Origin of the sequence: Parabacteroides sp. AF27-14 (assembly GCF_003635425.1) — a bacterium.
Classification (GTDB): Bacteria; Bacteroidota; Bacteroidia; order Bacteroidales; family Tannerellaceae; genus Parabacteroides; species Parabacteroides distasonis.
Map to the genome: position 1 here is coordinate 65,219 of NZ_QTLZ01000001.1, position 13,819 is coordinate 79,037.

Below are 13,819 nucleotides of genomic sequence, written 5' to 3' on the forward strand. Positions count from 1 at the left end.
TATATAAAAACATGAAAGTAGATTTCAGTAAAGTAAGTATTAACGCTACGGTAGAAGGCGATCCCGTAGTTATTGACTTGACAAAAGAGGTAGGAAACTTGGTCTATGGACGTACGGCGGATATCGCTGTCTCTGATTTCGGAAAGAAGATATACTACAGCAAGGAAGCTATCGATGTTCCGAGACCTATGGCTGAATCCATCAAGGAGATTATCATGGGATCCTCCTTTATCGCCCCCTTGAAAAATGCCATGAACGAGTTACTAACCCCTAAAACAAAGAAAAATGGAAACAACGACAATCAATAAGTCCTTGACGGAAGCCCTTTCTTCCACGGGTTTCGTGAAGATAGAGGCATCCCGTAAGGAAAGCGAGCCATTCCAGCATATAGATGCCTACATATACGATGCCGGTACCCGTATCGGCTATGCTTCCGTAGACCGGGGGAAAAGGCTCTCTTTCTTCCAAGAATCCCCGGACAGCCTTACCGGAGAGGAATGGATAAGCGCGTATACGAAGGTGCAAAACGCTTTCGACAGGATATTTAACGAGACGGTAACCCTATAAGCAATCTTGATCCCATGGCATATACTCTCGAAGAAATTAAAGAACTGGTCGAGACTTTAACCCCGATCGTAAAGAACGCTATAGAGGCGGGTTCCCTTAGCGTAGAGGATCTCCGTGTAGCGGAGAGCATGGATTTCGTAAACTCTTTGCCGGCCTTGGAGGAGAAAGGTCTTAACGTCTCTTACGTGAAGGTCCGGCTGAAAGACTTGCTCGGTAAATTGGACGGGGATTATGCCAAGGAGCTGGAGGCGATCAAGAAATTGCTGGAAAAGAAGGTGGATAACGGCTACTCGAAAGACGGTAATCTGTATCTTACCTCCGGGGGCATTGTCGTATCGGACGCTATCCCGGTAGGCTCCGGAAGCGGTGGCGGCGGCGGGACTAGCTCGCTGGGCGAGCTTACCAACGTGGATGATATCGTAGACCAAGATCCGGACGAGTCCCGTGTGCTGGTGCAAGAGGCCGGAAGCTCACTATGGACGGTGAAGAACCTCTCCGAGATCGGAGGAGGAGGTGGTGGTGGCGGCGTGACCATGAAACTCGTGAGCGTCACCGATACGCTCATCACCACGGTAGAGGGGGCCGCCGTCACCGTGGGATACAATTTCACGAGCGTCTATCAGGATGACGGTTCCGAGACCGGGCCGGGAACGGCCACTTACACCGTGAACAGCCAGAAGGTGGGCATGGTATCCATCTCGCAGGGCAATAATTATTTCGATCCGACGGAACACTTGATCACCGGCTCCAACATGGTAAGGGTAACCGTGAAGGATAGCACGGGATCGTCACGTTCCCTATCCTATACGATTGAGGTGATATCCATGTCCATATCCTCCTCCATAGACCCGGCGCTCGTCTATTCCGGGGAGATCGTGTATCGCTATACGCCCGTGGGGGCCATCAACAAGACGGTGCATTTTGTACTGGACGGGAAGGAGTTGGGAACGGTGGAGACCAGCGCCTCGAACCGGCAATTGACCTACGTGATCCCTAGGCAGACGCACGGGGCGCACTCGCTCCAAGTCTACATGACGGCCCTTATCAACGAGGAGCTGATCCGGAGCAACACGCTTACCAACGACCTTATCTGTATCGTGGAGGGGGATAACACGCCTATCGTGGCCTCTTCTTTCGCCCAGACCGCCGCGCGGCAATACGACCGGCTCACGATCCCCTTCGTGGTCTATACGCCGGACTCCTCGCTATCGGAGGTTACGCTATCGGCGAACAACGCCACGGTATCCACGCAGAGCGTAGACCGCACCTTGCACGAGTGGAATTACCGTATTCCCCAGTCGGGAGATCTCTCCCTGAAGATATCCAGCGGGTCGGCCTCCCGGACCTTTACGCTCACCGTATCCCCCGCCGAGGTGATCGTGGAGCCGGAGAAGGCGAACCTGCAACTCTGGCTGACCTCGCAGAACCGGAGTAACAACGACAATAACCGTAACGAGTGGAAATACGGGGATATATCCGCGGATCTGACCGGCTTCAACTTCAAGACGAACGGCTGGATCTCGGAACGGGATAGCACCTCCCTCCGTGTGTCGGGTGACGCCCGTGTGCGTATCCCGCTGAAGATATTCAAGGATGACTTCCGGGCCACGGGTAAGACCATCGAGTTCGAGTTCTCCACCCGCGACGTGACCGATTACGAGGCTATCGCTATCGAGTGCGTGAACGGGGGGATCGGCCTTCAGATATCTTCCCAGAAAGCGGTGGTCTCGTCCGAGCAGACCACGATCGACACCCGGTTCAAGGAGGAGGAGAGGGTTCGTATCTCCTTCGTGGTTGAGAAACGCACGCTAAACCGTTTAATATACATCTATATCAACGGCATCATGTCCGGGGCGGCGCAATATCCGTCGGAGGATAATTTCCAGCAGAAGGTTCCGCAGGATATCATGATCGGTAGCGAGGGCTGTACGATCGACCTGTATAACATCCGTGTCTACGATAACGACTTGAACCAATACCAGATGCTCGATAACTTCATAGGCGATCTGGACGATTACGACAAGGCGCTGGCTATCTACAACCGGAACCAAGTATATAATGATTATGGGGATATCACCTATCAAAAGGTGTTGGAGCGATTGCCTTGCTTGATCTTCGAGGGGCCGTTGCCTACTTATAAAGGCGATAAGAAAACAAACAAGGTCTATTTTACGGACTTGCAAGAACCCGGGCGATCTTTCTCTTGCGAGAACGTCCAGAATGACGTGCAAGGTACCTCCTCCCAATATTATCCGAGGAAGAACTGGAAGTTCAAGTTCAAGGCCGATATCACCTACACGGAGAGCGGAAGGACATCGCCCACATACGCATTACGGGCGGATAGTATCCCCGTGAACGCCTTTTGCGTGAAAGCGGATTTCGCCGAGTCTTCCGGTACGCACAACACGGGTATGGCCAAGGTCATCAATTCCCTATTGATAGAGATGGGGCTTACCACCCCGCCCCAAAAGACAAACAAGGAGGTCCGCACAACGGTAGACGGCTACCCGATAGCCATCTTCCACCGTGAGACGGCCAGTGATACGCTCGAGTTCGTGGGTAAGTATAATTTCAACAACGACAAGTCCACCGCCGAGACCTTTGGGTTTTCTGATGGTGATGAGAGCTGGGAATTCTCGAACAACACCTCCGATCGTTGCCTCTTCAAGTCCGCCGATTTCTCCGGGACGGACTGGATGAACGATTTCGAGTCCCGCTATCCGGACGATGACGCTATCAACGCCGAGTACGAGGCGGGCACCCGCAAGCCGGAGAAGCTCATGGCCGTTACCTCATGGGTCGTATCCACCAAGGATAACTTGGAGAAATTCAAGAACGAGGTTCGGAATCATTTCAACCTTGATAACTTGATCGCCTACTACCTTATCACCGAGTTGTTCGGTATGGTGGACCAGCGGGCGAAGAACATGTTCCTTACCTATTTCCATGAGGAGGGGAAATGGATCTTTATCTTTTACGACAACGACACCTGTTTCGGCCTGAACAACGAGGGATTGATCGCTTTCGGATACAATATAGAGTATCACGACAAGATAGGTACGCTAAATGTCTGGAACGGTGAAAGTAGCGTGTTATGGAACAACCTTGAGAAATGTTTCCCTTCCGAGATCGAGGCGATGTACAAGGATATCCGTACCCGTGGATTGCTCTCGTACGACTTGATCATGTCCGTGTTGAACGGCGAGCAATCGGACAAATGGTGCGAGGCGATCTACAACGCCGACGGTCGTTTCAAGTATATCGACCCGCTGATAGAGGAGGGCAACGGGTCTTACCTGTACGCCGCCCAAGGCTCCCGTATCGAGAACCGTAAGTGGTGGACGTATAACCGCTTCCTTTATATAGACAGTAAGTATACGGCGGGCAGTTTCCTCTCGGATTTCGCGACCTTGCGTCTCTATACGCCCCGGGAATGGACGGGCGTGTCCCCGTCGGCCAACATGACGATCATCCCGTACGCCGATCAGTATACCCGTGTAAAGTACGGTTCCTACATGGTGGGGCAACGTACCTACAAGGACGTGCCGGTATTGATCGAGGCCCCCGACATCGTGTTCAATGACACCGAGACCATCATCTATGGCGCGAGCCGGGTAAAGTCACTGGGGGATATGTCCGGGCTGTACGCCGGTACGATCGACGTGTCCAAGGCTACCCGCCTCTCTGAGTTGTTGATCGGTAGCGGCGTGTCGGGCTATAAGAACACGAACCTTACCGTACTCTCGATCGGAACGAATAATATGCTCCGCAAGCTGGACATCCGTAACTGCCCGAACTTGAGGCAGGCGGTGGATATCTCCGGATGCGAGAACATGGAGGAGGTCTACGCCCAAGGCACGTCCATCACCTCCGTGGTGTTGCCTGCCGCCGGTATCCTCTCCAATCTGTATCTCCCGGCTACCCTCACGGGCTTAACCCTCCGTAACCAATCCAAGCTTACGGACGCTTATTTCGATATAGCCGGGGTTACGAAACTGACTACGATCGTTTGCGAGGATACGGGGATAAACGTTCTTTACCTTGTGGAGCGCTGCTTAGGTATGAAGAATCCCGTGCTGAACCGTGTGCGCCTAATCAACATCAATGCCAATGCGAACAACTTGAATGATGTGTATAAATTGATCAAGGTGGGTGGTATCGATGAGAACGGGAACAATCTGACTAAGGCCGTAGTTACCGGCAAACTGCATGTCATTACCGCAACGGAGGATAAGCTAGCGAAATGCCGGGATGCCTTCCCGGAGTTGGTTATCACTTACACTAATCTTTTACCTCCCACGATTACGACCTTCGTGTTCCGTTCCTCTCAATCGAAATCAATTACAAACGGGGTATTCGACTGTGATTTCGAGTTCGAGAAGGTTAATGAGTATACTTATAAAGTAACGGCGGATGATGATAGCGTGATAGACTTTAATTTTAAATGCGATAATCACCAAGACTTCTCGGATTCCTATCTGGTGGCGGGCACCCGTACGCAAACCTATACCATCACCTATATCCCCTTGCGTACGATACGGGTAAAGGTGTGCGGTCAAAACGTTTATCCTTCCGGGGCATCCGTGATCATTGGCGACAAACGTTATGTGACAGACACTAACGGATATGTATACATCCGGGGTGGGGAGGCTGTATCCGGGACTGTGGAAGCTACGGGATATTCTCCGAATACATTCTCTTTTTCGGCGATAACCAATGATACCACCAATACGGTGGAGGTCTATGCGGCTGTTAGCGTAAAATTCGTAGTGGTGGATAAATTGGATACCTCTTTGTATATAGAGGGGGCTACGGTTGTTTGCGGAGGGAAGAGTGGCACTACGAACCGTTACGGAGAGTGTACGTTGCTTTTGTCCAAAGGTACCTTGGATTATTCGGTTACAGATCCAGATTATTACGAGTATAAAGGACAGGTGACAGTAGGCACATCCGCTATGACTGTCAATGTTCAAATGAACTTAAACCCTGAGAGAATAAAGCCGGAAGAGAATGGAAACATCCAGATGATGTTGACAGGAACGTCTTGCTCCATTAGTGTCTCTTCTCCTACCGCTAATTACGTTATTGATTGGGGTGACGATACGACAGAAAATGCTTCCGGTACGGGATACAAGTCCTATAGCCACACCTATGGGAATAGCGGGTTTCACCAGATGGAGGTAAGGAATTGCAGGGACATCACGTCTTGTATGGGCTTTAGTTCTAACTTGATAGCCTATTGGAGCATTGGGGACAGTAAGGTTTCTAATATTACTTTCAGTGGATGCTCTAAGTTAATTTACTTCGGAAAGGATGTGTTTAAGAATGATACGGATAGAACTGATGCTTCAAGCTTGCTGTATAACTGCCCCAGCTTAACCTCCGTGGACTTGACCCCGCTGGCATCGTGGGTGAATGTTACCAGTTGCGAATACTTGCTGTCTAGCTGCACCAAGCTAACCTCCGTGGACTTGACCCCACTGGCATCGTGGGTGAATGTTACGAATTGCGGCGCTTTGCTGTATAACTGCCGCAGCCTAACCTCCGTGGACTTGACTCCGCTGGCATCGTGGGTGAAGCTTACCGACAATTCATCCTTGCTGTCTAGCTGCCGCAATCTGGCTTTCGTCAGCGTCTTATTCCCCACCCCCTTCCCCCTCTCCAGTGGAGCCTTGACGAACGGCAACAACTGTCCGATCTACGTGCCGGACGATGCCGTGGATACCTATAAGATGGCCACGAACTGGTCCGCTTACGCAAGTCGTATCAAACCCATATCAGAAAAAACGGAGTCATGAGAACAGACGAATCTAACAACAAGCATCTGATAGCGGAGGACGGCAAGGTTTTCCGCCGTATCAGTGACGGATGGATAGCCGGACCGGAAATCTATCTAGGCAAGACCTATCACCTAGGCGGCGAGAGGCTGGATACCCCCTTGGAAGAACTCCCCGGGCACTATGAGGAGATCGACGATCCGGTAGCCGCCGAGACCGTATTGCTTGACGAGGATACCGACATGGAGGAAGCGGTGAGGCCAATGATAGCCGCCGATGCCTCCCCCGAACCTCCCGACGATCTTCCCCCGGAACCCCAAAAGGTGACACTGGCCGATTATCGTGCCTTGGAGAGGAAAGTGGAGATGATGATGAGATTATTAGGAATGTAATCTATTAACAACGACCAGATCATATTTTCATTAAAATCCCGTATCAAAATTCGTCAACAAAGGATTCGCCTCCTTCAAATCATGTGGCGTATATATATCCGTTATTGATATTGAGGAATGCCTAGCTTGATCACGTACAGACAGAGCATCCACATTTTGGCGAAGCATCATTGTAACTCCGGAATCTTTTAGGGAATAGAACTTATAATCCTTCGAAAACTTTAAATCTCTCATAACATGGGATAACCAATAATCCCTAAACTGTTTCTCGGTTCTTCCACTCTCTCCTGGTTTGAAAGAATCTGAGAAAAGATAATAATTCATCGGATATTGGTAGATTTTCAAATCTATCATCAATTGAATAACCTTTTTATTCAATGTAACCACCGCATCTTTTCGGTTCTTCGATATATCACCACTAACTAAAATCGTTTGATTCTTAAACGATATATCCCTTATTTTCAGCATTGACATCTCTTTAGGGCGAATAAGGCAATAATATTCAATGTAACAGGCTAGCAAGAAATGTTTATTATTCCCCATCAAGTAGTTCCGTAAGCGCTCAAGATCTTTTATAGACAAGACTGTCCTGTTTTTTTGATAATGCCGCTTTCCTAAAATTTGCAAACCTTCGGCCATATTCGTTTTGTGATACCCAGAGCGTACTAGGAATTTACAAAATACACTCAAAACCCTTATGTAGTTATCATGAGTTTTGGCCGTATTGCCGCGATCAATGTATATATGATCCAAAAACTCTTGCAAAAAGCGCTGATCAATTTGGTAAATATACGTAGCCGACTGTTTCAACGACTCATTGTATTTCTTGAGATTCCTAATCTTTGATTGATATTCCACATAAGTAGCTTCTCGGATAATGTCATCATCCAAATATTTTTTCTGTATCCGAAAGAAATGTTCTATGGCATCATCAATAAATACATAAGATAATGCTGATTCCCGCTCAATCCATGGGTTCCAGCCTCTTCGAAGTTGTTCCGAAAGACGATTGATCAAATCTTTTGCATAGATCCTCCTCTCTCCTATTTTCGAAATATGATTAAGCTTGATTTTTTTTCGGCGCATCTTTCCCTTTGCTGGATCGAAGGCCATAAATCCGATATACCATTCCACCCCGACATATAATTGAGGCGGAGTATAAGCTACGATGCTCAAAACACTCGAACTTTGTTTCCTTTTAGGCATTTTTTTTTAACGTCAATTTTAAATTAAAATCAACGCTAAGACATTTACACTAAAAATCTTACAGACATTTCCTGTCTCAAAATTGTCCCGTTATGTTAAAACGAGGCACTTTGATAACTTATGTCCCATTCCTGTCCCGGGGGTATTAAAACAGTTAAAGGGAAACAGTTGAATACCAACCATTTCCCTTTTTCTAAGTCGGGGTACCAAGATTCGAACTTGGGACCCCCTGCTCCCAAAGCAGGTGCGCTAACCGGACTGCGCTACACCCCGTCTTGCAATTCATAGTGTTTATCTCTGATTGCGGTGCAAAGGTACGCCTTTATTTTAAACTACAAAACTTTTCGGTAACTTTTTTCATGAAAAATATCATTTTCTTGTTGAGTGGATAGAATGGAACTTTGCGTCAGATAGTTCTTATCGTTGGCGTAAATAAATAAAAGGGTTCCATTCTTTATCGTATTAATAATTGGCTTACTGACAGATACAGGCAACGCAGGGCAACCAAGGCTACGTCCTAACCGACCCGAGGAAGCTGCCACAGAAGGATCGGAATAAGAGGCGCCATGAATTACAATCGCCCTTTGCTTAGCCAAATCATTTATTCCTTTTTCCAATCCATTTAGGATAAGCGAATAGCCATTCCGGCCTTGGTACGTATTTTCCGTCAGATAAAATCCTAAAGAGCTTTTGTGGGAACCGTTCTCGTTCGAGAAAGAGGTCGCATAATTCCCCCCGCTATTCTTACCGTGAGAAACCAAAGAGGTGTAAAGTATTCTCTTTTGCCGTATATCCAATACAACCATACGCTCCGCCGTAGAAGGTTTAGAGAAATCGATCAATGTAAGGATATCCTTATTTTTCCGATCAATCTTCTCGGAACCTCTAAGCCCCTGCATAAACGCATCGAAACAAACCCATTGATCCAATCGCATCTCCTCATATAATTGGCGCCCCATAACCGCCACAGACGTTGATCCCGTTTCCGGAGATAGGGCACGCAAAACGCCACCGGTTGAAATTGAACCTACAGACAAGACAATAAAAAACAAATACAAGAAAATCCTTCGCATACTAAAAAACAATAACGCCGCAAAGTTATGATTTTTATTCTAATACAAAAACAATCGTCTTATTAACAGGCGCCCAATCATAAACAAATTGCGCATGCGAAGTCGCATTTCTCACACACATATGAGACCGGGGTGTCGTTCCCAACGAAGGACTATATTCGATCAACGATTTACGAGGAGCGTTGACCGGTACGCCATGGATATACGCCCCATTCGTAAAACGGTTGGCATAAGGAGCGAATCCACCTGTCTCCTTGGAACCGTCTACCAAATAGATCATGCGAGACTTTTTTTCTTGGAGAACATACATTCCCAACGGGGTTTCCTGCGCATAAGGAGGACGATGCTGTCCGGTAGTCGCAGGGTTCATGCTACGAACCAACCATTTCGAGCCGACGTGCTCCAAGGTCGCGATATTCTGGTTATGACGATCCACGAAGATCGCCTTATCGAAGACTACCGTATCCCCTATTTGCTTGATATATTTCTTCGGAGCATACCACTCCTCCTTCCCATCATACACGGTTTGTATACGAGCGAATTTAGAATCCTCATCCATCGCCTTGATACGAACCAAGCTACCGTCACGTCCATAGATCTCGGGAGTCACGGTATCAGTCAGCAAATAAAGCGGGACGGATTGATAGCGTTCTACACCAAGCGTATCGGAAACCCTCTTATAGGCATCTCTCTTGAAGACTTTTACAAGAGGAGCCTCTCCATTCCTGTTTTTATAGTTCTGCAAGATCGCCCATTGAGACGGCTCCTTTTGGATCGACTCCAATAAGGATAATCTTTCTTTCATTTTCTCCCACTGGAACTCCCGTGTCGTATCTTTATAGGGGTAAGTATCTTCTAAAGTATGCTTATCGTAAAGCAGCTCTTTCTCTATTTCGATATGGGGAGGCAAAGTCTCCATGATCACAGCGGAATCCTTCGATATAGAATCCACAGGAGTTAAGACCTCGGTTTGAGCAGGCTCGGTCCTCGGCGTACAATAACTTAGCGTACAAAGGCTCGATATCAAAAGTATAAAAACTGTTCTCGTCATCATTATTACCCGGGATTTATTTGAATATCGTAAATATACGATTTTTTCCAAATAACAGGTAATCTTATCATCTTGTTTACAAAGTAACCGCGCCAAATGACAGAGCTATCCTATATTCATCCTATAATCCATTTACTGCCCGGTATTAATGAGATAATCTTTGTCGTCACATAACAGCAGATAAATGTACTTACCGCAATACATGGTATGGCGGCGACAGTAGGCAAGGCTAAGTCGTGCTTAAACACCGTTACCCACAATCCGAGCCAAAATATATGCATAAGGTACATACCGTAGCTGAGTTTAGACATCTCTGTTATGAGTCGTGGAGATTTCGAATTGCCTATGCAAGTAAAAGCGAGGAACGTACCCGCCGTAAGAAGCACACAGTTAATCGTACAGAAAGCCCATCCGATCTCTATCTCAGGTGTGACAAGAGTTACTCCGGGTATCGCTTGGACATAGAAGGAATAAATCGTCAGCAAGGCACCGACGAGCATCGAGGCGATTCCGATAACCAGACGTTTAGAACGGTTCCATGTAAGATGGACATGTATATAATGTGCCAGTACGAGGTATCCTAAATAACCGGAGAAGTACCACAGTATATGGTATTCGTTCCAAAAACATTGTCCCCACACCTCGCCGAAGCAACGATTGAGATAGGGCATACAGGTCGACAACAGAAACAAGCCGATGAAAAAACGCTCTTCTTTCGCCGTGGCTTTATTCAACCATGGCGATATTACGGGTATAAATAAATAGAGGCTGATCAAAGGGTACATGAACCACAAATGTCCGGCCTGTGAAGGAAAGTTCAAGAATATTCTCGATATATCTTTCAATGATGTCTCGGCATCTATCTGCCCCCACAGCAAGGGTAAAGTGCTGTATAGTATCATAAATATGAAAAACGGCGGTAAGATGCGGATACAACGCTGACGGTAGAATTGCCAAGAGGTCAGCCCTGCCTTCATCGGCGCAAGAAGAAAGGCGGAGACAATTATAAACAATGGCACCGCCATGCGTGAGAAACCATCGTATACGGCTACCCACAACCGATCAGCCTCATTGGCCAGATAAGATTGCGGTCCCACCATATCCGTGGAGCCCTCAGCTCCATAAAAGTTTTCACTGGCGTGGACAACCATGACAAGGAAGCACGCGAACACACGCACGTAATCCAAAAAAACTATACGCTTCATTTTTTGTTTTAGTATTATTATTCGTTAGATGATTTCAAGTTTGTCTTTTTACGCGAAGCATGCATTCAAGAGGGATATATTTCGATGTTTTTCCTGATACTGCTTTATGGCGCACAAAGGTAAAAAAAGTCGGAAAGAATATATACCTTTGTCATATTATAAATGAAATCTAAAATAAAAACATATGAGATCTATTAATGGCGCGGTTTTACGTAGCGCATTTGCGATGGTATTAGGGTTTGTTTTGGTATTATGGCCGGAAGCAGCCATAACCTATCTGGTTATCACGATCGGTATACTATTTATTTTACCGGGGTTATTCGCTATCCTCAGCTATTTCACCCGACCGAAGAACGAGAACGGGGAGAAACCGATGTTTCCTATCGAGGCAGCGGGAAGCGTACTGTTCGGAGCGTGGTTGGTGATCATGCCCGAGTTCTTCGTGAATATATTAATGTACGTACTCGGAGCCTTATTGGTAATTGCCGGTGTACAGCAATTGGTTTCATTGATATCCGCAAGGAAATGGAGCAATGTACCGTTGGGGTTCTACCTGATGCCGGCTTTGATCTTGATAACCGGAGTAATGATTCTTGCCTACCCGTTCGGGGCGGCGGCAAATACATTCGTAATCTTCGGTGTAGCCAGCATTTTCTACGGGGCTTGTGAGTTGATCAACTGGTATAAGTTCCGCAAGCGTATAGAAAATACCGGATTATGATTTCCGGTATTCCATGGGTGATATACCCATATGCTTCTTGAAAAACTTACCGAAAGTGGATTGATCGGAGAAGTGGAGTATATCCGCTACTTGCTGAACCGTGGCTTGCGGGGCCTTCAACAGCATCTTGGCCTCGACGATCAAGGCGTCGTCAATCCATTTATTCGCTGATTTACCCGTTAGCTCTTTCAAGATAAGCGAAAGATACTGTGGGGTAATAAATAATTTCTCGGCATAGAAAGTAACGACGTGCTGCTCCTTGCAATGCTCGAAAAGCAATTGCAGGAACTGCTCGAAAAGCTCCTCCTTCCGAGAGAGTGTAGGTGCCGTCATCAGCTCCTTCTTACCCATAAAGATATTAGCCAACTCGATAAAGAAACCGATTAAGGCGTTCTGGAGAGCCTCCTTCTGGAAAAAATGGGTACGCAACTTCATCTTTTCCCGTAAGATGGAGAATTGGCCGGATATATGCTCAGTCTCCTCGGCGCTAATCGTAGCACATGGATTCTTACGGATCTGCATATAATGCACCATGGAGTTCTTTTTCCCTGCCGGGGCAGTATATCCATCCAGAAAAGATCTGGACACGATCAACAAACGCCCTCTTAGGTCTTTGCTCACCTTCGATACCTGTATGATATGAGTCGGCATCAAGGTTATAAACGTATTCTTCTCTATCTTATATGGAATATAGTCTACCGAGATATCGGCGGTACCTTCCTGTACCAAGATCATCAACAAGGCATTTAAACGCATCGGGGTGGAATGCTCCAGCCTTTTTTCCTCGTAATTAATCAAATCTCCGTTCAGATCCGCTATCGATAAATCATCTTGAAAGTTGTCGCTGGACTCAATTCCCTTGATTAACTCAGTGACTTCAATTAAAGGTAAATTTTTCATATCTATCTGTAGATTTTTATTATCACCTCGGACAAAGATAGAAATAAAAAGCCAAAGACCACCCACTATTTCGTTTTTAACCAATTTTCATCCAAAATTGAACGAATAACAAGAATTTTTGACAATATCCTGTTTCATTCCATATCAATACCGTAACAGTATAAACCTTTCTGGTTTTCTAAATATATCAGACCTTTGCGAATAGATTCGACGGGAATATCCGGTCATTGGTCGATTCCAACGGACGAGTCAGCGCTTTTTACTTGTATACGGGGATTGCCCCGGCTACTTTTGACGTAACAAAAACGAATATGATAAAAGAACAGATTATTAATACGGCGTTCGATCTTTTTTCTCAATATGGCATCAAGAGTGTGAGTATGGATGATGTAGCGAAAGCGGCTGGCATCTCCAAGCGTACACTTTACGAGTCGTTCGAGGACAAGGAAACCTTGCTGATCGAGGGGATCGATCACAATTCCGAATCGCTCGGACAATATCTGACGGGACTGGAAAAAGAACCTTTCAATGCCTTGGAAGTAATCCTGCTTTTCTATGAGGAGATGATGAAAAACCCGAGATGGTTCAACGAGAAGTTTTACGAGGACTTGAAGAAATATCCGAAAGCCCAACAAAAAATAGAGATGAATAAAGCGAGAATGGGTAAGAGGTGTATGGACTTGTTCACACGGGGCGTTAAAGAGGGCGTGTTCCAAGAGGGGATCAACTTCGAGATCATGGCCTTACTGGTGAAAGAGCAGACGAAGATGTTGCGGCCTTCCAATGTCTTCTGCAAGCATTCCATCACCGAGGTATACAACACGATCCTCCTCACATTCCTGAAAGGGATCAGTACCGAGAAGGGAAGAGCGATCCTAGACCGATTCGATCTCAAACAATCCTATGATTTATAGCGAACACTTAATG

Annotated in this window: 11 protein-coding genes and 1 tRNA gene; 6 read left to right on the top strand and 6 right to left on the bottom strand. The window is 46.7% G+C overall.

Annotation, left to right across the window (positions count from 1 at the left end; translation table 11 throughout):
* Positions 1-11 precede the first annotated feature (11 nt).
* From DWY79_RS00320 to DWY79_RS00335, 4 genes are read left to right on the top strand one after another with little or no spacing between them, the layout of a single operon-like run.
* Positions 12-308 (top strand): hypothetical protein, encoded by a 297-nt coding sequence (locus DWY79_RS00320; RefSeq protein ID WP_122368664.1) that lies wholly within the window; start codon positions 12-14, stop codon positions 306-308.
* Positions 286-567: a hypothetical protein gene (locus DWY79_RS00325; RefSeq protein WP_048928078.1), complete on the top strand. Its 282-nt coding sequence runs from the start codon at positions 286-288 to the stop codon at positions 565-567. Before DWY79_RS00320 ends, DWY79_RS00325 begins: the two co-directional genes overlap by 23 nt.
* A 14-nt stretch (positions 568-581) precedes the next feature.
* On the top strand, positions 582-6,365 hold the full coding sequence (locus tag DWY79_RS00330; protein ID WP_122368665.1) for a CotH kinase family protein: 5,784 nt from the start codon (positions 582-584) through the stop codon (positions 6,363-6,365).
* The gene (locus tag DWY79_RS00335) at positions 6,362-6,736 is read left to right on the top strand and encodes a hypothetical protein (RefSeq protein ID WP_122368666.1); all 375 of its coding nucleotides are present in this window, start codon (positions 6,362-6,364) and stop codon (positions 6,734-6,736) included. Before DWY79_RS00330 ends, DWY79_RS00335 begins: the two co-directional genes overlap by 4 nt.
* 30 nt (positions 6,737-6,766) lie before the next feature.
* Here DWY79_RS00335 and DWY79_RS00340 read toward each other — a convergent pair whose 3' ends face one another.
* The 5 genes from DWY79_RS00340 to DWY79_RS00360 form a co-directional block, all read right to left on the bottom strand.
* Positions 6,767-7,942 (bottom strand): site-specific integrase, encoded by a 1,176-nt coding sequence (locus tag DWY79_RS00340; protein ID WP_122368667.1) that lies wholly within the window; start codon positions 7,940-7,942, stop codon positions 6,767-6,769.
* A gap of 198 nt (positions 7,943-8,140) precedes the next feature.
* Positions 8,141-8,215: transfer RNA gene (locus tag DWY79_RS00345), tRNA-Pro, on the bottom strand.
* Positions 8,216-8,274: 59 nt separating this feature from the next.
* Positions 8,275-9,015, bottom strand: a complete 741-nt coding sequence (locus tag DWY79_RS00350; protein ID WP_122246856.1) for a murein L,D-transpeptidase catalytic domain family protein — start codon at positions 9,013-9,015, stop codon at positions 8,275-8,277.
* Between the two features lie 34 nt (positions 9,016-9,049).
* Complete coding sequence (locus DWY79_RS00355; protein ID WP_122368668.1) at positions 9,050-10,069, bottom strand: L,D-transpeptidase; 1,020 nt, start codon at positions 10,067-10,069, stop codon at positions 9,050-9,052.
* A 113-nt stretch (positions 10,070-10,182) separates the two neighbouring features.
* The gene (locus DWY79_RS00360; RefSeq protein WP_036651401.1) at positions 10,183-11,271 is read right to left on the bottom strand and encodes an acyltransferase; all 1,089 of its coding nucleotides are present in this window, start codon (positions 11,269-11,271) and stop codon (positions 10,183-10,185) included.
* A 184-nt stretch (positions 11,272-11,455) separates the two neighbouring features.
* Here DWY79_RS00360 and DWY79_RS00365 point away from each other — a divergent pair, with 184 nt between their 5' ends.
* Positions 11,456-11,992: an HdeD family acid-resistance protein gene (locus DWY79_RS00365; protein ID WP_005866076.1), complete on the top strand. Its 537-nt coding sequence runs from the start codon at positions 11,456-11,458 to the stop codon at positions 11,990-11,992.
* On the opposite strand, the gene DWY79_RS00370 is transcribed toward DWY79_RS00365, so the two are convergent.
* Positions 11,987-12,892 carry an AraC family transcriptional regulator gene (locus tag DWY79_RS00370; protein WP_036612287.1) on the bottom strand — a complete coding sequence of 302 codons (906 nt, stop codon included), beginning with the start codon at positions 12,890-12,892 and terminating at the stop codon, positions 11,987-11,989. The genes DWY79_RS00365 and DWY79_RS00370 overlap by 6 nt on opposite strands.
* 311 nt (positions 12,893-13,203) lie before the next feature.
* On the opposite strand from DWY79_RS00370, the gene DWY79_RS00375 reads away from it, so the two are divergent.
* Positions 13,204-13,806, top strand: coding sequence for a TetR/AcrR family transcriptional regulator (locus DWY79_RS00375; protein ID WP_005866074.1), 603 nt, complete (start codon positions 13,204-13,206; stop codon positions 13,804-13,806).
* Positions 13,807-13,819 lie beyond the last annotated feature (13 nt).

Excerpts from the sequence above, each read along its gene's own strand:
- DWY79_RS00330 (WP_122368665.1), top strand. The coding sequence starts at position 582 with ATGGCATATACTCTCGAAGAAATTAAAGAACTGGTCGAGACTTTAACC.
- DWY79_RS00320 (WP_122368664.1), top strand. The coding sequence starts at position 12 with ATGAAAGTAGATTTCAGTAAAGTAAGTATTAACGCTACGGTAGAAGGC.
- DWY79_RS00375 (WP_005866074.1), top strand. The coding sequence starts at position 13,204 with ATGATAAAAGAACAGATTATTAATACGGCGTTCGATCTTTTTTCTCAA.
- DWY79_RS00325 (WP_048928078.1), top strand. The coding sequence starts at position 286 with ATGGAAACAACGACAATCAATAAGTCCTTGACGGAAGCCCTTTCTTCC.
- DWY79_RS00355 (WP_122368668.1), bottom strand. The coding sequence starts at position 10,069 with ATGATGACGAGAACAGTTTTTATACTTTTGATATCGAGCCTTTGTACG.
- DWY79_RS00360 (WP_036651401.1), bottom strand. The coding sequence starts at position 11,271 with ATGAAGCGTATAGTTTTTTTGGATTACGTGCGTGTGTTCGCGTGCTTC.
- DWY79_RS00350 (WP_122246856.1), bottom strand. The coding sequence starts at position 9,015 with ATGCGAAGGATTTTCTTGTATTTGTTTTTTATTGTCTTGTCTGTAGGT.
- DWY79_RS00365 (WP_005866076.1), top strand. The coding sequence starts at position 11,456 with ATGAGATCTATTAATGGCGCGGTTTTACGTAGCGCATTTGCGATGGTA.
- DWY79_RS00370 (WP_036612287.1), bottom strand. The coding sequence starts at position 12,892 with ATGAAAAATTTACCTTTAATTGAAGTCACTGAGTTAATCAAGGGAATT.
- DWY79_RS00335 (WP_122368666.1), top strand. The coding sequence starts at position 6,362 with ATGAGAACAGACGAATCTAACAACAAGCATCTGATAGCGGAGGACGGC.
- DWY79_RS00340 (WP_122368667.1), bottom strand. The coding sequence starts at position 7,942 with ATGCCTAAAAGGAAACAAAGTTCGAGTGTTTTGAGCATCGTAGCTTAT.